General features: G+C 52.6%; 21 protein-coding genes. 7 read left to right on the forward strand and 14 right to left on the reverse strand.

Annotated elements, in window-relative coordinates:
• Positions 1-2: 2 nt before the first annotated feature.
• The 10 genes from HZ995_RS02260 to HZ995_RS16170 all read right to left on the reverse strand — a co-directional run bounded on the left by HZ995_RS02260 (position 3) and on the right by HZ995_RS16170 (position 8533).
• Positions 3-473, reverse strand: a complete 471-nt coding sequence (locus tag HZ995_RS02260; RefSeq protein WP_209357067.1) for a c-type cytochrome — start codon at positions 471-473, stop codon at positions 3-5.
• On the reverse strand, positions 473-1855 hold the full coding sequence (locus tag HZ995_RS02265; RefSeq protein ID WP_209357068.1) for a multicopper oxidase family protein: 1383 nt from the start codon (positions 1853-1855) through the stop codon (positions 473-475). The genes HZ995_RS02260 and HZ995_RS02265 overlap by 1 nt, the downstream gene beginning before the upstream one ends.
• Positions 1856-1871: 16 nt before the next feature.
• Entirely contained in the window at positions 1872-2765 is an 894-nt protein-coding gene (locus HZ995_RS02270; RefSeq protein ID WP_209357069.1) for a c-type cytochrome, read from the reverse strand.
• 1 nt (position 2766) lies between these two features.
• Complete coding sequence (locus tag HZ995_RS02275) at positions 2767-3369, reverse strand: c-type cytochrome (RefSeq protein WP_209357070.1); 603 nt, start codon at positions 3367-3369, stop codon at positions 2767-2769.
• A gap of 38 nt (positions 3370-3407) precedes the next feature.
• Positions 3408-3722, reverse strand: coding sequence for a hypothetical protein (locus tag HZ995_RS02280; RefSeq protein ID WP_209357071.1), 315 nt, complete (start codon positions 3720-3722; stop codon positions 3408-3410).
• 2 nt (positions 3723-3724) lie between these two features.
• Positions 3725-4180 (reverse strand): c-type cytochrome, encoded by a 456-nt coding sequence (locus HZ995_RS02285; protein ID WP_209357072.1) that lies wholly within the window; start codon positions 4178-4180, stop codon positions 3725-3727.
• Positions 4180-4752, reverse strand: a complete 573-nt coding sequence (locus tag HZ995_RS02290; RefSeq protein ID WP_209357073.1) for a L,D-transpeptidase — start codon at positions 4750-4752, stop codon at positions 4180-4182. The genes HZ995_RS02285 and HZ995_RS02290 overlap by 1 nt, the downstream gene beginning before the upstream one ends.
• Before the next feature lie 15 nt (positions 4753-4767).
• Complete coding sequence (locus HZ995_RS02295) at positions 4768-6216, reverse strand: ATP-binding protein (RefSeq protein WP_209357074.1); 1449 nt, start codon at positions 6214-6216, stop codon at positions 4768-4770.
• Positions 6213-6947, reverse strand: coding sequence for a response regulator (locus tag HZ995_RS02300; RefSeq protein WP_432417982.1), 735 nt, complete (start codon positions 6945-6947; stop codon positions 6213-6215). Before HZ995_RS02300 ends, HZ995_RS02295 begins: the two co-directional genes overlap by 4 nt.
• A gap of 980 nt (positions 6948-7927) precedes the next feature.
• Positions 7928-8533 carry a L,D-transpeptidase gene (locus HZ995_RS16170; protein ID WP_348521220.1) on the reverse strand — a complete coding sequence of 202 codons (606 nt, stop codon included), beginning with the start codon at positions 8531-8533 and terminating at the stop codon, positions 7928-7930.
• A 189-nt stretch (positions 8534-8722) separates the two neighbouring features.
• On the opposite strand from HZ995_RS16170, the gene HZ995_RS02310 reads away from it, so the two are divergent.
• Positions 8723-9154 carry a hypothetical protein gene (locus tag HZ995_RS02310; RefSeq protein WP_209357075.1) on the forward strand — a complete coding sequence of 144 codons (432 nt, stop codon included), beginning with the start codon at positions 8723-8725 and terminating at the stop codon, positions 9152-9154.
• A 48-nt stretch (positions 9155-9202) separates the two neighbouring features.
• Here the strand turns inward: HZ995_RS02310 and HZ995_RS02315 are convergent, their stop codons facing one another.
• The gene (locus tag HZ995_RS02315; protein ID WP_209357076.1) at positions 9203-10030 is read right to left on the reverse strand and encodes a class D beta-lactamase; all 828 of its coding nucleotides are present in this window, start codon (positions 10028-10030) and stop codon (positions 9203-9205) included.
• Positions 10031-10320: 290 nt separating this feature from the next.
• Positions 10321-10911 (reverse strand): Crp/Fnr family transcriptional regulator, encoded by a 591-nt coding sequence (locus tag HZ995_RS02320; RefSeq protein WP_209357077.1) that lies wholly within the window; start codon positions 10909-10911, stop codon positions 10321-10323.
• Positions 10912-10986: 75 nt separating this feature from the next.
• On the opposite strand from HZ995_RS02320, the gene HZ995_RS02325 reads away from it, so the two are divergent.
• The 4 genes from HZ995_RS02325 (at position 10987) to HZ995_RS02340 (ending at position 14125) form a co-directional block, all read left to right on the forward strand.
• Positions 10987-11520, forward strand: coding sequence for a hypothetical protein (locus tag HZ995_RS02325; RefSeq protein WP_209357078.1), 534 nt, complete (start codon positions 10987-10989; stop codon positions 11518-11520).
• A gap of 304 nt (positions 11521-11824) precedes the next feature.
• Positions 11825-12079: a DUF3489 domain-containing protein gene (locus HZ995_RS02330; RefSeq protein WP_209357079.1), complete on the forward strand. Its 255-nt coding sequence runs from the start codon at positions 11825-11827 to the stop codon at positions 12077-12079.
• A gap of 7 nt (positions 12080-12086) precedes the next feature.
• A complete protein-coding gene (locus tag HZ995_RS02335; protein ID WP_209358131.1) occupies positions 12087-12497 on the forward strand; it encodes a DUF2924 domain-containing protein in 411 nt (136 codons plus the stop codon).
• Positions 12419-14125 (forward strand): recombinase family protein, encoded by a 1707-nt coding sequence (locus HZ995_RS02340; protein ID WP_245168726.1) that lies wholly within the window; start codon positions 12419-12421, stop codon positions 14123-14125. Before HZ995_RS02335 ends, HZ995_RS02340 begins: the two co-directional genes overlap by 79 nt.
• A gap of 703 nt (positions 14126-14828) precedes the next feature.
• Here the strand turns inward: HZ995_RS02340 and HZ995_RS16060 are convergent.
• Positions 14829-15053, reverse strand: coding sequence for a GDCCVxC domain-containing (seleno)protein (locus tag HZ995_RS16060; RefSeq protein WP_245168727.1), 225 nt, complete (start codon positions 15051-15053; stop codon positions 14829-14831).
• Positions 15029-15397 (reverse strand): mercury resistance system transport protein MerF, encoded by a 369-nt coding sequence (gene merF, locus HZ995_RS16175; RefSeq protein ID WP_339403474.1) that lies wholly within the window; start codon positions 15395-15397, stop codon positions 15029-15031. Before merF ends, HZ995_RS16060 begins: the two co-directional genes overlap by 25 nt.
• A 274-nt stretch (positions 15398-15671) precedes the next feature.
• On the opposite strand from merF, the gene HZ995_RS02350 reads away from it, so the two are divergent.
• Both HZ995_RS02350 and HZ995_RS02355 read left to right on the forward strand, forming a co-directional pair.
• Positions 15672-16061, forward strand: a complete 390-nt coding sequence (locus HZ995_RS02350; protein WP_209357080.1) for a MerR family transcriptional regulator — start codon at positions 15672-15674, stop codon at positions 16059-16061.
• 389 nt (positions 16062-16450) lie between these two features.
• Entirely contained in the window at positions 16451-16654 is a 204-nt protein-coding gene (locus tag HZ995_RS02355) for a hypothetical protein (protein ID WP_209357039.1), read from the forward strand.
• Position 16655: the final 1 nt, after the last annotated feature.

Raw genomic sequence — 16655 nt, forward strand, 5'->3', positions numbered from 1 at the left:
TGTCAATCCTGTTGTTCTTCGGCCTCTGAGCGTTCGGCCTGAATTTTCTGAATGCGCTCCGGCCACGTCGATTTGATGTAGGCCAGAACGTTGTGAATTTCGGCGTCTGTCAGCTGGTCGGCAAAGCCGGGCATTCCGCTATCGAACTCAATGCCCTTCGTCGCCATCAAAGCTTTGCCGCCGAGTTTAGTATAGTCAAAGAGCAGACTGTCCGGATGGTGCCAAGTGTGACCGGTCTCATCATGCGGTGGCGCAGGCAATCGTCCATCCGCGCCGGAGCTACGCCAATTCTCCTGTCCTTCAAGGTTTGCGCCATGACAGGCAGCGCAATACTCAGCATAAATCTGTTCACCCGCAACGATATCCCCTGCACCGCTACCTGCCGCACGTGCTGAAAGTTGTTCTGGTCCGGACCAGAACCAAGCACCGCCCGCTGCGACGGCCATTATGAAAATGACCACCGAGTAGCGCATCAGGCAACCTCGATACGGGTCATCATGCCGGACGCTGCATGCGACAACATATGACAATGCAAAAGCCACTGGCCCGGATTGTCTGCGACAAAGGCGATCTCCCGCGTCTGGTCTCCAAACAACAAGGTCGTGTCTCGCAACGGGCCCAAACGACCGTCCTCGGTGACCTCATGGAAATGCATGCCGTGCAGATGCATTGCATGAGGAAAAGCTGTGTCGTTGTGAATCCGCAGTCGAACGTTTTCTCCCTGACTGAGCTTGGCAAGCGGCGGATTGTTCATTGTCCCAATGGCACCGTTGAATGCCCAAAACTGGCCTTCCCGAACCAACTGGCGGAAATTCAGTCGCTCGCCGTTAAACGTTGCGGCTCTAAGACTTCCCATTGCGCCGCCTTCCATGTTCAAGGAAAGCGACGTGGCCCCTTCAAGTTTCACCCTCTGATGCGAATTTTCCGGGAGCGGTTTGGGCATATTTCGTTTGGCCTTGGCCGATTGACCGGTCACATCATAGCGAACTTGCGGCCATGCTTCCCCATCCAGAATTGCAAGAAGGTATGCAGATGATCCCACATCAGCGGTCACATCCACAAAAACATCTGCGCGTTGTGCAGGGCCCAGAATAAAGGACTTTCCAATTTTCTTGGGTTGGGACAGGGGCATCCCGTCTAGCGCGACGACCCAACCATCAAGTCCTTCCAACCGCAATTGAAAGAGCCGGGCATTTGCCGCATTGATAATCCTCAGACGCCGACGCTCGTTTTTGCGTGCAGTCTTCGCGAGACCTGACACCCCGTTGGTTGCAATGAAGTTTCCGTTTCGACCTGCATGGCTGCGGTCATGCGGCGATTCAAAGGCGCTATCAATCTGGCCAGTGGCCGGATCGACCAGCCAGTCGTCCAGCACAAGCACGTCTTCTGCATCTACATCGGGCGGGGAAGGTTCTTCTACGATCAAAGCGCCGTACAGGCCACGCGCCACTTGCTCAAATGACCGATTGTGCGCGTGATACCAGTAGGTGCCAGCATCTGGCGCGATGAAGTCGTAATCAAAGGCGGCACCCGGTTCAACGGCGTCCTGTGTCAATCCGCTGGCCCCGTCCATCGCGTTGTCGATGCGAATTCCGTGCCAGTGGATCGACGTTGCCTGCGGCAAGTCATTGATCAAATGTCGCTGTACCCGGCTGCCTTGCGCGACACGGATTTCAGGGCCGGGCATGGTGCCGCCAAATCCCCAAATCGTCGTCCGCCCGTACTCTTGGGGCAAAAGCTGCATATCCGCAACCTGCGCTGTCAGAGCGGTTGTGCCCACTGCCCGAGCAGGCAACGCGAGAACGGCGCTGCTCGCGGCCAATCCGCCAAGCACCTGTCTCCGTGTCGGGTTCATCCAAAGTCTCCTATCATCACGGTTGGTCCATTAGATATTCGGCCATAGCGTCCAGATCTTCGGTTGACAGGAATTGAGTTCCAAAAAGAACAACCTCCCCCATCGCGTTGCCGAATGCGTCGCCAGACGGTGTAATACCGGTCTTCAGAGCGTATGCCAGACTTCCGGCGTCCCAGCCCTCTTGTACAAGCGACGTGGTGTCAATCGGAGGTGCCTTTCCCCCACCGGGCAGCATATCAGACCCTGCAAACTTTGCTGTTGCGACCTTTCGTCCGCCCAGCAGATTGCGGGTGGTGTGGCACGCAGCACAGTGCGTCGCTCCCTCGACCAACCATTTGCCCCGATTCCAGCTGTCGCTTTTGCCTTCAACTGGTTCTGTTAGCGGGTCGAATTGAAACAGCGCACGCCACAACTTCAAACCCGCACGTTGATTGAACGGAAACGCCATCTCCGGCGCGCGCGATGGGGTTTCAACAGCAGGAAGTGTCTGAAACGCAGCCCAGAGATCGGCAACCTCTTGATCAGTGAAATCCGCGTAAAAGGAATAAGTAAATGCGGGATAATAAGGCTCTCCCGCGGGCGAAATACCTTGCCGCACCGCAACGGCGAACTGCTCAATCGTCCAGTTGCCGATGCCTTGCTCAGGATCGGTGGTCAGGTTTGGCGAATAGACCGTGCCAAATGGTGTATCGAGTTCAACACCACCAGCCAGCGGCGCGCCACCCTCCGGATTTGTATGGCAGGCGATGCAACCGGAGGCCCGGGCGAGGTAGGCTCCCCTGTTCACATCGCCTGTCAGATTGGCGAGCTCAGGTGACGGTGTGGCTCCTATAGGCCAGACGGTCAGCACCACGAAACCGATTGCCGCCGAGACGGCAATCGCTCCGGTGCCCAAAAACAGGCGACGCATGTCAGTTCGACTCCAGCCGGTACTTGGAATGGCAGGCTGAACAGGTCTGGCTAATCCGGGTGAAAAGCATATCAGCGGGCATGGAGGCCAACATGTCGGCATCCATCATGCCGTCACTTGATTGACCCATCATGCCGCCCATTGCCGAGTTCCCTCCCATCATGGTTCCCGAACCCATCATGTTTCCCGTTCCCATCATGGACCCGCTGGTTCCGCCGGACGCCTGTACGGCCAATCCGTTGTTCGCAGCCTCCGACAGAGTTTTGCCGAGGGTTTCGAGGTTCATTGCCAGAGACTCAAATTCTTCCCAATCGGACCAGACTTGATCTTTGGCCTCCGAGGGTTTGCCCCCGGTTCCCTCCGGAAACAGCTTGGTCATGGCTTCGCCTGAGTGCATTTCTACCGCAGCAGCAAAAGAGCGCACCGCATCCGCATCATATTCGACTTGCCCGCGCATGATCGGTGTCACGGCTTTCACAGCTTTCTGCATGGCCGCCATACCGTCCATTCTCTCCTTTACGACGCCAGTCGCACCGCTGTGTGCCAGTGCTACACCGGCAGTTATACTGGCCAACAGGACCAGAGTTACGTTTGTCGTTTTCATCTTTTTCTCCGTTTTTGATGTTCAGATCTATTCAGTCATCAAAATCCGATCGGTATCGGCGGATCGCGTCCCAGCTTGACCCCAACCAAATTTGTGCCCGCTGGAGTGTTTGGTTTAGATAAAGGCGTGTCGGCTGGTGTATGTTCAAACGTCTCTTGTAAGTAAAAGGTTACGACGCATTCAATTGCACGATGGCAATGCGCGTCGCCATCTGGACCATCCAAATAAACGTCTGCGACCAGGTCAGGAGAGAGCGATGAATGTGCCGCTGCATCGGTCGGCGAAAGAACAAAAATCAGCGCCGCAATGGCCGTTAGCAGCAGGAAACGAATATACGAGGCGCTTCGGTTCACCTTCAATTGATCCCATTCTCGCGCTGCAATTCGCGAACGTATATGGCCACAAGCTTCACTTCACCATCTGTGATGCCCTCGATCTGAGGCATGTTTCCAAAATCCCAATGATGCGCTCGTACTCCGTTCTTCGCCGCCATTATGAATGCCATGTCGGAATGATGCGAAGGCTCGTAAATCTTGTGAACCAAGGGAGGTGCGACACCCTTTTGACCTGCGGCGTTGGCACCATGGCAGTCGGCGCATTTTGCCTCAAAAATACGTTGTCCAATAACAGCATTCTCCGAAAAGCTCACTGGAATGGCGACCGTGGCAATAGGCGCACCATCTTCTATTCCACTTAGATCCGGAGGCGTCATCGAATGCCCCGCCGGCTGCGACGGGTTCATCAGTTGGTAGCCAAACACCGCGATACCCGCCACCAAGACGGAGCCCACGAACAATCCTGCTTTGCTCATCAAATCAATTTCACCTGCGTGCCAATAGGAGTCCGTTCATATACTTCCTCAATCTGTTCGTTAAAGAGCCCAATACACCCGTTTGACGACCGGCGCCCGATCTTGCGGGTGTCCTGTGTTCCGTGGATACGGTAATAGGTCCAGGACAAGTAAAGCGCTCGCGTGCCCAAGGGGTTTTCGGGCGCTCCGCCCTCTATTACCAAGGGCCACTCCGGGTTTCGTTCGCGCATCGATGGTGTAGGACGCCAACTGGGATTTTTCCGCTTCTCGACGACAGTTGTATAGCCCCGTTTGGTCAGTTCATCTGTCAATGGCACCGACGTTGGGTATACTCTCATTTTGCCATCCGCAGTCCAGTGCTGCAAAACTCTCGTATTTGTATCTGAGAGCAAGATTCCCTTGCCGATGCTTTCAAAATGGTCCTGCCAATCGTGCAAAACAAAAGACGACACGTTGCGCCGCACCCCACCATTTCCACTAGACTGTGCCAGAACCACCGAAGGCGCAGCGAGCGCCGTTGCCGTCGCAACGAGTAGACTTCGTCGGCTGATAGATTTGGGCGGTTCGGTCATTGCCTGCCTCCGTATTCATCGAGGATGGCTTAACACTTCGGCTTCGTGGTGTTGCGTATCATTTTGTAACGACAGCGATAGCTCGCTAGTTTGTTGCGACACCACAGCGCCCGGAAGCGTTGCACACGCACAGAGTCCACCAGCCTGCCGATTTGACAAAGCAAGTGTGCCACCGTGCGCTAGGAAAACGCTTCGTGCGATGGAAAGACCGAGCCCCGCCCCACCTGTTTCACGAGAACGGCTTTGCTCTAGTCGCACATAGGGCTCAAGCACCTGTTCGATCTGCTCTTCTGGAATTCCCGGACCATTGTCCTTCACACAGATTGCGAGGTCGCTGCCCGTGACAGACCAGTGTACTTCGGCGACACTGCCGTATCGCTGAGCATTCTCAATCAGATTGCGCAGCGCGCGAATAACAGCCGTTTTGCGTGCTGCGACCACTAATCCGTTGGGCCAGTCTTCTGGTCGCGCGCCTGCGCGTTCCATTATTTCAGAAAGCAATACGTCCTCCACGGCCTCTTCGGTTCCAACCCCACGCGCGTAAGCAAGTGTCGACTCGACCATTTCGGACATTTCTTCTGTCGAACGCACAATACTTGCCTGAGTCTCGACGTCATCGACCATAGCAGATTGGACCCGCATCGCCGTAAGCGGAGATCGCAAATCATGCGCCAGGGCCGCCAGCATCATGGTTCGATCCGCAACAAACTTATGCAACCGATCCTGCATCACATTGAAAGCTTGCGTCAGCGCCTTCACCTCTGGTGGCCCGGCAGGGGTGAGCGGCACAACCTGGCCTCCACGTCCTAACGCTTCCGTCGCCTGCTTCAAGGCCGTCAGTGGTCGTGTCAACCGAGCGATGACAAACCAAAATACAGCAAGTGCGCCCAGCCCGGCAGACAGCAGAACCGATAAAAACGTGGCAGACGATAGCTGCCATGGCGGCCTTTCAAAACGCGTTGCCACATTCAACCAATTTCCACCGGAAAGGGCGATGGAGATTTCGAGCTCAAGCGCCGCAAGTGTACCGCGCATCATATCGGCGTGCATCTCCGCCAATTCCGGAGTTAGATTTGGAACTGGCAGGACGATCCCATCAATTTCATGAACTTCCACCCTTATGGCTCGGCTGAAACTGTCGTTCAATAATGCGCGAATACGGGCCTCAACCGCCGCATCCTCATGATGTTCTCCATCCATCACCTGTGCAACTGGCCCAATTTCGAAACGCACCAACGGGGAACTCGCGGCCATGACAATTTGCTGATGTAATTCAGATGGCGCGCTCTCTATCAGGAGAGCAACATTTGCGGCACGACTCGCTGCCTCTGCTCCCAACGCAGCTTGCACCGCTGAAGATCGTTCGTCTGCGAAGAACACAAGGCTTAGTGCTTGGCCAACCAGAAAAGCTGCCCCAACTAGAAGCACAAGTTGAACGCGCAAAGAGAGACTGAACTGCTTCATGGAAGTATCTCGACATCACAGGACAATACGTAGCCTCCGTTTCGGACTGTTGCGATCAACCGCGGACGTAGAACGTCAGGTTCGATCTTCTTGCGCAATCGACTGACCTGATTGTCAATGGTGCGATCGAAAGGGCCCGGTAATCTGCCTGTCGTTTTGAGCAACAAGTCGTCACGGCTCAAGGTAACTCTCGCATTTTCGATCAATGCGAGAAGCAGCATCGCTTCACCAGAGGTCAATACTTCCATGCGACCGTCCTCTCGCTCAATCACGCGTGCGTCAACATCATATGTGGCTCCGCCTAGGAGCACCTTTTGACCTGCCAGATCGTTTTTGTTAGCCGCTGTGTTTGTACGCCGTAATATCGCTTTTATGCGAGCCAATAGCTCAGGCGGATTGAACGGTTTTGCAATGTAGTCATCCGCACCGTTTTCAAAACCTTTCAGTAAGTCGGCATCACTGTCCAAGGCCGTCAAAAGCAGCACCGGAATTGACGTCGTTTCTCGCAAACGTGCACAGGCAGTTAGCCCACTCTCGCCCGGCATCATCACATCCAGAACGATCAAATCAGGCGTTCTAGCCCTTATTTGAAAATTCATCTCAGCAGCGTTTTGTGCGGTTGCCACCTCCATTCCATTGCGTTTTAGGTACCGCGCGACGGAGTCACGGATCTCGGGATGATCGTCTACGACTATTATGTACGATTTAGGTTCCATCATTTGCCAATACATTAGCGATACGTCTGACGCCGCTAAGACTTTGTCGCAGAATGTAACAGTCAAGGCGTCCCATTCCAAACCTAGTTACCAACCTGCCTAAGCCCTGACAAAGATCTGGCGTTCGTTAATTGACGTCGCACTGAGTAAGCTAGAAAACCAACTTTGGTCCATCTAGTTGAGTTTATGAAAGTGTTGACGAAGTTGCGAAGCAGAAATTGAGGAGCGACGCATCCCAAGCTTTCAATGCCACACCAAAACGAAAGGACGACTTGGTGATCTTTCTCACGATAGACGTGCCACGCTCTGGTCTCCCTGGGTTCTAGCTAACCGGTGTTTATTTTTGTTGGACTAGTCCATACGGCCCCTTCGGTGTCGCGAACCAACCTGCCAATTCTATCTCTGAAAGCTACGATCAGTTACCTGTAGCCAAACCTCACCGAAAAAGCTTGACATGATGTGCAGGTTTTGGTGCCCTTCAGGCGTTTTTTTTCAATGTTTCCATCGACATCCAATCGAGTTGTAGGAAAAGGATTAGCGTCCTGCTGTTGTATGCAAATCGAATTGGCCACAAACATGCGTGTTAGGCTAAATTGCGCTAGGCGATTAAACAAATACTCCGCACTTTGTCGCCCAGTTTGGTTGTTTTTACGATTGGCCGTAGAATTAAATTACTGGTTTTGACCAAATCTTCCCTTTGAAGCAATCAAAAGAGTACTTAACATATCCAAGTCAGAGAAAATAGACACTCTCAAACCACCGCTAAGAACTGCAGCCTTTGCCCCAACCTTAGAACGTTTAAATTTTCAGGAAATTCAGAACAAGTCGTTGCTTCATTCCTCTTTGATGTGCATTGACCAACGAATTCAATTGAGCCTGCCAATTTGAACCAATTTCTCTGATGCACCATTCTCCATCTGAAGCTTTACTGCAATAGCTTGGAGCAGCTGCAGTTCAATACAATCTGTCGGTCGTTCAAGGGTTAGCTGGTGCGCCTAGCCCTTAGGGTGGAGGTGAACTTTGGCACTAATTTCTACCCTTTCGTAAAGGTCTTTCACGTGTTCATTCGTAAGTCTCGCGCAACCATTGGAGACAGCGGAGCCAATGGTTCGAGGCTCATTAGTACCATGAATACGTAGATACGTGTCGCGACCGGCCTCATCGTATAGGTAGATCGCCCTCGCACCCAACGGATTATTTGGTCCGCCTTTCAGGCCATTTTTGTATCGCGCGTACTTGTGTGGCTCTCTTCGTATCATGGCATTTGTGGGCCTCCACCAAGGCCATTTTGCTTTCCGTGCGACCGTAAACGTCCCCGATTTGTACAACCCTTTGCGCCCGACCCCGACACCGTAGCGGATTGCCAAACCGTCATTTAACATAAAGTAGAGGAAGTAATCATCTGGTACCACGTGAACTGAACCAGCCTCCCAATCCCGTCGACCCGAGTTGACCAACTGAGGAAGAAAACGGTCGGGAAATTGATTCTTGTGTGCAAATGCAAATTGCGGTGCAGCAGCGACTGCAAGCAAGACCCCGAAAACAGATCGTCTACTAAGAGAGCTCATTTGCCAATGTCGCTGGTTTCTTCTGAATTCCATAACCACATACCTTTAAGTCTCAAACCGTGCTAAGATTAGCTCCATTCCAACCCGTGCAACTACAGCTAGTTTTGTCGCAAAATGTAACTGTTGAAATTTGGGTATTTACCCTCCACCTAGTGGACGGCCTAAGGCTTGAGGCTTGAGGCTTGAGGCTTAGAGCAGCCATAAGAGACTCGAGCAGAAAAAATGCCAATCCTAAGCAACTACTCACCAACAACCGGCATCGTTGAACTAACAGCGCTAGATCCATTTACTCCAAATGATGTTACCGAACTAATCTCAAAAGCGAAAAGCTCGGATGTTGCCGTATCCCGTCCCAAAGTACTGTTTAACTTTTTGCTTTCTGACCTGAAGTACTTTGAAGTGTCAGAAATCCGACAGCTCATTATTCGACGAGGTTCTTTACTCCCTTTTCAACGGAACGAGCGGATAGCATTTGTAGCTGAAAACTTTGAGACGACGCTTAAAATCAGGTTTGCATCTATGTTCGCTGACAGGTGCGGTTTGAGAGAAGAGAGCAACTCGAAGTGTTTTAACAGTCGCAATGATGCCTTGGCATGGTTGACCAACAAGGCAAACGTGACCGAACCTTTGCGTTCACAAGAAGCCATAGCTTAAGGTGTCGCTAGTCTAGGATGTTGCACTAGCTTACCGAACTTTCGCCACTCAATCACAGTTGAAAGCGTCAATGTGCTCCAAGATTGCATAGACGATGGTTTTTCTCATTAAGAGAAACCTGGTATCTGGCATGTCCATGTTCAGAGCGAATACGTATGTCTCGCCAGAGCATTCTAACCATCCGACGAACCATCCAATGTCCATTGCGCTTTTGCTATGCCACCACCCTGTTTTGGATCGCAAAACCCAATTCTCTCTGGCCTCACTTACCATCATACCTTTTATCGCCGTGTATGTGTCGCCCGAAAGCTCAAGCTTTTCTTGAGCAAGTCTCGATAGGAACCCCACTTGTTCGACGGCAGAGATTTGAAGTGTATTGTCGAGCCAATAAGTTGTGAGCTGATTTATTGACCCTACACTGCTGTTTCCGTACCTGAAATCTTCTAGCGCTTCGGCCAACGCGCTGCGACCGGCAGTTCGAGCAATTTCTTGGTAAACCCACACCACAGAGTCCTTGAACGCCGTTGCTAAAGAGTGGTCTTGGTTCCAAGCTCTGACACTCCTGGGCACTCCGTCCCAAGAAAAGTTCGTCTCTGGCTTCGCATATCCTTGTTCCAGCGCGATCAACGTGTGTGGGATCTTCGACGTGGAGGCAGGCGAGAAGCGCTGATGAGCACGTTCAAGGTTGCTCGACCACACCTGTCCATCTGATTGGCGTTGAACGATGACTGCCACGTTTTCAATCTGACCGCCTGCATCTTCTACAACGTGCCCTACATCCTCTGGTTCGGTAGACGCTCTGGTGGCAAGGGCAAGCGAGATCAATGCAATAGGCAGCAATAAACCAAGTGTTTTCGCAAGCAGCACAACTTTCATTCTATTGTCGTATCCCAATCTCTTGGTCGTGTCTTCACCGTTAGTCTAAGCACGGGTGATTGAAGTAAATTTGAATGTCTGAAAAGTTAGGCGTTCTAAAAAAGAACCGAGCAAAACCAAGCATCTGAATAAAGAGAGCTCTTAGCGGAGCCTTAGATGCTTGTCTTGCCGTAAAGCGTCACTAAACCAGTTGTCGAGTCCGGAACGCCGAAACTGTGAAGTTCGGCAAGACATTCCAATAAACAACGCTGCTGGCTTGAAAAATTGGCCAGGAATTCTCGGCTGATTTCCTAATTTTTACGATCATCGTTCCGACGCGAAGGGATGTATCTGCCTCGACCCGTTTTGATCAGCATACCGTTTCCGGTCAAATCTCTCAGGGCGCGATAGCAAGCCTCTTTCGTTAGTCCGATTTGACTGGCAAATTGGGTAACTGGGCCACTTAGCATTCCCGATGTGACTGCCAGATAAACCCGATCACTCGCAGACTTTACCGCATTAAACGTCAGGAGTTGGCGGTAGCTCTGTACTTGCAATGCCATTCGTTTTGTAAGGGCCTCAGAGAACGCAGCATCTTTCCGCTGTCTAACTCGAACGGCTTTCTTTGAAATCTGAACGATCTCCGAAGATGACAGGCAAACCGCATCGCAGTGGTACGTCTCAGAGTAGATTGACGCTTCGGCAAAGGTATCATTTGCACGAGCATTGTAGATGGTCACATGGTTTCCTGCCTCTGTTACACGCATCAAACAGACTTCACCGGAAATGACGAAGAACAATCCCTTTGTTGGATCGCCTTGCCTAAACACATAATCGCCCTTTGAAAGGTGTGAAACTGAGAGCTCTTGCTCATCTAAAGAGTTGAACGGCGTAGGTAACATATGATTTCGATCATAAGCGATTTGGTGGAAAGCTTGTATCAACTGCGCTGATTACACTGCAAGAGCGGATACCTCATGATCAAATATTCCATCCCTATCATCGTGACTCTGTTTGCTAACCCTGTCTTTGCTCAACATGTCCATGGCATGCCAAACCATCCTGTTGAGGCAGGCCAGTCGGCATTCGCAGCGATTTCTGAAATCGTTCAAATCCTTTCAAAGGATCCTAAGACAGACTGGGAAAAGGTGAACATTCAGGCGCTCCGAGATCATCTGCGTGACATGGAACTCGTCACGACTGAGGCATCTGTAGACATTCGGGTTGATGGCAATTCAGCTGAGTTCACTGTTTTCGGAGCTGGGGACGTCGCACAGGCCGTTCAGCGCATGACTTTAGCCCATGCGCCAATGTTGCAAGCCTCATCCGGCTGGTTGGTAACCGCAGAGCCATCAAAAGATGGTGCTATCATGCGAATTGCAGTCAAATCAGACGAGGATCGAGCTCGCGTCCTAGGCCTTGGTTTCTTTGGCATCATGACCATTGGAGCCCATCATCAAGCACATCACTTAGAAATTGCATCAGGGAATGATCCACATCATCACCATTAGGCAGCTCAAAACCTTGTCCAATTGGAACAGAAAGAATTCGATTCCTGTCCGACGTATATTTCTTGCATATCCGCTTATGGCTAAGGACCAGACTTTGGTGAGGCACACCTGGACGGCGGCTTTGTTCCGCATCTCAGACGTTGGCGCAACCTGCAGCGAATGTCGGCCTCACGCCTTTCTTGTTAATTATCACTGGACTTCCTGACCAATGAGAGCGGTACTGTCGTCACGACACATCGCCCGGGATCGCCGGGCTCCACTCAGTACTGGCGGAGGATTGGCCTTCGCAAATGAGTGGAGAGAGATGATGACGGAATCCGCACAAGAAAGCAAAGTCGCGAAAGCTAAGGCCGTAAAGTCGGGGCCCGAGCGGCAGGAACAGCTGATCAATCTGCTGAGCCGCAAGGCTGGCGCTACGACTAAGCAGATGCAGGAGGCTTTTGGCTGGCAGCCGCATACGGCTCGGGCCGCGATATCGACACTGCGCAAGGCGGGAGTTTCAGTAGAACGCACCGACGCCAAAAGAGGTGCTGTCTATCACATCGTTGCGCTGGTGTAAGGCAATGATGAGTGCATGCACTTTCCAGCTCGAACGAGCGGTCAATGACATTGAGCGACTGGATCGACTAGGCTGCATTGAACGCTGGAGGGAGATATTCGAGCGATCACCGCCAAAACATCTATCCCTTCAATTCATGAAGCGGGTGCTGATCTGGGAACTGCAAAACAGGGAGCTGGGAGGCTTATCGGTGACGACTAGTCGCCGATTGAAACAAATCGCGTCAGGCACGACGCCATCTACACAGGCTAAGCCGGGTTCGCACCTGGTTCGAGAATGGAACGGGCGCACCTATCTGGTTGAGGTGATCAACGGCGGCTATGTCATGGATGGCAGAACATGGCGTTCTTTATCCGCCATTGCGCGATACATCACGGGCACTCGCTGGTCCGGGCCACGCTTCTTTGGAGTTCAATGATGCGACGGATCCGCTGTGCAATATATACCCGCAAGAGTTCGGAAGATGGTCTGGAGCAGGACTTTAACTCGCTGGATGCCCAGCGTGAGGCCTGTGAGGCCTATATCTTAAGCCAGAAACACGAGGGCTGGGAACTGCTGCCAAATCGCTATGACGATGGCGGCATATCGGGCGGCCATCTGGAGCGTCCGGCGCTTCAGCGCCTAATGCAGGCTGTGGACGAGAAACGCATCGAACAGATTGTGGTCTACAAGATCGACAGACTGACACGTTCGCTGGCCGACTTTGCCAAGCTGGTTGACCGGCTAGACGCGGCAGAAACTTCCTTCGTATCGGTCACCCAGAGCTTTAACACCGCCACCAGCATGGGGCGCCTGACATTGAACATGCTGCTCAGCTTTGCTCAGTTCGAACGCGAGGTCACGGCAGAACGTATCCGGGACAAAATCGCCGCGTCCAAGAAGAAGGGTATGTGGATGGGTGGTAGTGTGCCAATGGGCTATCAGCCGGATGGCCGAACGTTGAAGATAGATGAGACTGAAGCTGAAACGATCAGGACGCTATTTGGCCTCTATCTGAAACTTGGCACCCTGCGGGATGTAAAAGAACGGGCGGAGGAACTCGATCTCAAGTCCCGGAGCCGGCAACGAGCAGGCGGTCAAATGTCGGGTGGAACGCATTTCGACCGCGGTCAACTCCAGCATATTTTGAGCAACCCGATCTATGCCGGCCGCATCCGGCACAAGAAACTGGTCTATGAGGGACAGCACCCAGCCATCATTGATCCGGCGATTTGGGACAAAGTTCAGGATATGATGCAGAGTAGGGCAGCGGTGGCTCGCGGCTCCAGACAAAAGGCAATCAGATCCTTTCTGGCAGGTAAGCTCTTTGATGAAACCGGCGATCGTCTGACACCCAGCCACAGCCGAAAGAACGGAAAGAGACTTCGCTATTACATCTCTCGAAGGTTAGTCAAAGAACGCAGCCGGAAACATCCGGACGCCTGGCGGCTGCCCGCAGATCAGGTGGAGAGCTTGCTGGCTGAGCTTATTAAGCAACATCTGACCAGACCCGGTGCCGCAGCAATGCTGACTGCGGATTTGACGGCAGCCGAACTATCAGTCGTAACGGAAAAGCTTCAGGTTCAGTTTGGAGGAAAGGAACGGCTGGCTTTAATTGAGCGCGTTGATTTGCGACCGGGTTCCCTGACGGTACGGCTGGACGAGTCAATGCTTGCTGAACGTCTTGGTAGCAAACCGGAGCAGATCAATCTGGTTGAGCTGACCATCGAAGCTCCCTTCCAGATGCGCAGGCGTGGCGTTGAGCTGAAACTGCATCTGGGCGACGCGCCGGCAGCGATCGACAAAACGCTGGTGCAGAACATAGTGAAGGGGCGTAGCTGGTTGGCAATGATAATTGCGGGCAAAACCTTCTCAGAGATTGCCAATTCCGAAGGTGTCTCTAAGCGCCGTGTTCAGGATGTGACCAATCTGGCGCTGCTGGCGCCTGACGTTCTTGACCGCATCTCCACCGGTGAACAACCTGATGGCCTCACCACAGACTATCTGATCAAGACTCGCTTCTCTGCGGTCTGGTCAGAACAGCGCGATCAAGTCGCGAGCCTCTGAAAACACACCCGAAATCTGCAAACTCGCACCGCAGGAGTCGCATACAGAGACTTGGGCCTGAAATATGCCCTTTTCATGCTCCGGCCCGCGTCTCTGCAGAAAACCCTGTCTGACAATCGCCCGAAATCACGAGACATTCGCGCGGCAACTATACAGCGTATCAAAATAAGGAAGTGTTTGGCTGGGGTGGTAGGATACCTTGCTTCTCGATACCGTTCTTCGGCTTTCCTCCAGCACCTAGCAAACTGGGGCACTTTCGGGGGCATTTCCTAGGGAGCTAGCGACAGGGGCGCAGCGACATCCCAGCCATACCTTAGGAGGCCTCTCTGGCTCAGGTAGGAGAGCTGCCTCACCGGGTATCTGCACTGCCCTAGGAGGCCTCTCTGGCCCTCTCTGTGGCCGCTAGGGCTCTCTCTGGGGGGCTCTCCGAAGGCCTCTCACAGAGGCGCTATCTGTGGCTCCCTTCGTACGTGGGTATCCGCCCTCTCCTAATAGGTACCAGTAATGGGAGATAGGGGAGAAGAAAGAAGAAGTGGGGAGGAAAAGAGCAAGCAGTCAATGGCGTTCTGGGACAGTCGCCTGCTCTGTTGGGGCTGCGCTATAAATAAGTACCCGTAATGCGAGATGGGGGGGTATGGCGAATGGTAGCGGTTGTGAGCAATGAGTCCACAACTGCACATTTCTGCCGTGAGGCGAATGACAGCTATGAACAGCAGGACTTACCTTCCTGTATCGGCGGGCATGGAACGGTGGCGTAGGAGCAATAAACACAGCAATCCCCGTCGAGTGGTTTCAGCACTGTGTTGCAGGACGTGCACTCGTAGAACCACTGACACGAATCTGTTGGCATCATTTCTTCGGCCACATGCCCGCATTCGGGACAGGTGAGAACAGATTGAAGAACTACTTCGTTCGTTTGGGTCGCCATAGCGCGTATCCTGTAAGAATGAGAAAACCTGCGAGAAAAGGTAGCAACACGCCGTCACGATACACGTAATCAAGCATTCCACTGATCCCTAGCAGAGAGAATAACCACGGCAAGAAAGGTGTTAGGCAACAGACAGCTGCCAATCCTGTGCCGCCAAGACTTATGGGAAGCAGCCAGCTATTCATCCGTGACGCCTGAACAAAGCAAACATGGTGCGTGCCGCGTCTTCCTCCCACAAAGGAGAGCTCGCTGTTAGAAGGAAAGTAATTGTCGCAAAGCAGAGAATTGCGACTGTTGAACGGATGCGGCTTACACATGACCAACGCTTCCATAGCCGTATCCATCCCCAGGTGATGACAAGGCCTACGACCACGATAATTTCGATGCGATAAGCGACAAAGGGGCCCAGCAATAAAAGCCAAGAGCCTCCTAATCCAATAATTGATAGACCAATAGGCAATACGCAGCACGATGCGCTAAGCAAAGCAAGCAGGCCGGCGCCACCGATCAACAATCGGTTCGGCCCGTTGGCATCATTTTTATGTGTTTCGGTGTTAGACATCATGCCAGAGAATATGCATCCTGTAGTAACTACAGAAGCAAGTGGAGTCTGATCACATGATTGCGATTGGCGAAGCATCCCGCCTTAGCGGCGTTTCGATTGAGACCATCCGCTACTACGAGCGCGAGGGTATCATAGCGAGAGCCGAGCGTTCCGCGTCCGGACGACGAGCCTATTCAGACACTGAAATATTCGAGCTTCGGTTCATAAAACGTTGTCGCGATTTGGGCTTCTCATTGCCAGACGCAGTTGCGCTCCGCGATTTGGCCGATGCGCCGAACAACTCGTGCGAGACCGTAGAGAGGCTTGGGCGAGCACACCTTACGGAGGTTCGGTCGAAATTGAGGGAGCTACGGCAACTTGAGAAAGCTTTGTCTGAACTGGTTTCAAACTGTGCTAATGGCAATAATGACTGTCCAATGCTGGACGCACTAAGAGCAAGTTGACGGAAAGCTAAAATCGTTAGCACAGAAGGCTTCGTCCGCAAAGCAGACATCAACAAAAAAACCGAGAAGATCCCCTTCCCGAGCTTTCACCCGCTCTGTAAAAAACCGAGCAACTTCAAGCATCTGAATAAAGAGAACTCTTAGAGGAGATATTCAGATGTTCAGCTCTTTCACGCTGTGGTGCGTGTTGGGGGTCAGCTTGCGGCTGGCCCTTTTTCTTTTCCTACGATGGAAGTGGGACGTGAGGCCGATAATACCCAACGGCCTGTCCTACTGCATTGTCCTGCTGGCCGTGATGCCTTCGTGGATGCAGCCAGTGCCTCTCCCGCTACCGATGTCTCTGGCACTCGGCTTCGTCCTCCCGGACCTCTTGCTGGCGAGATCATGACATGGACCTCCATCCCGGAGACCATGTGGTCATCAGGGCCTTCGACGACATCCCAGAACACCTCTTCCTCGTGGATGAGGTCTATGACGATTGCGTTGGTGGCTACTCTTTAACTGGCCCGCTCGAAGGTGAGTACGGCGAGCCAGACTTCGACATGATCTTGCGAAAGATCACTTCCCGCATTTTTAAACCGAAAGGAACCTGAC

Source organism: Cognatishimia activa (assembly GCF_017798205.1).
GTDB lineage: Bacteria > Pseudomonadota > Alphaproteobacteria > Rhodobacterales > Rhodobacteraceae > Cognatishimia > Cognatishimia activa_A.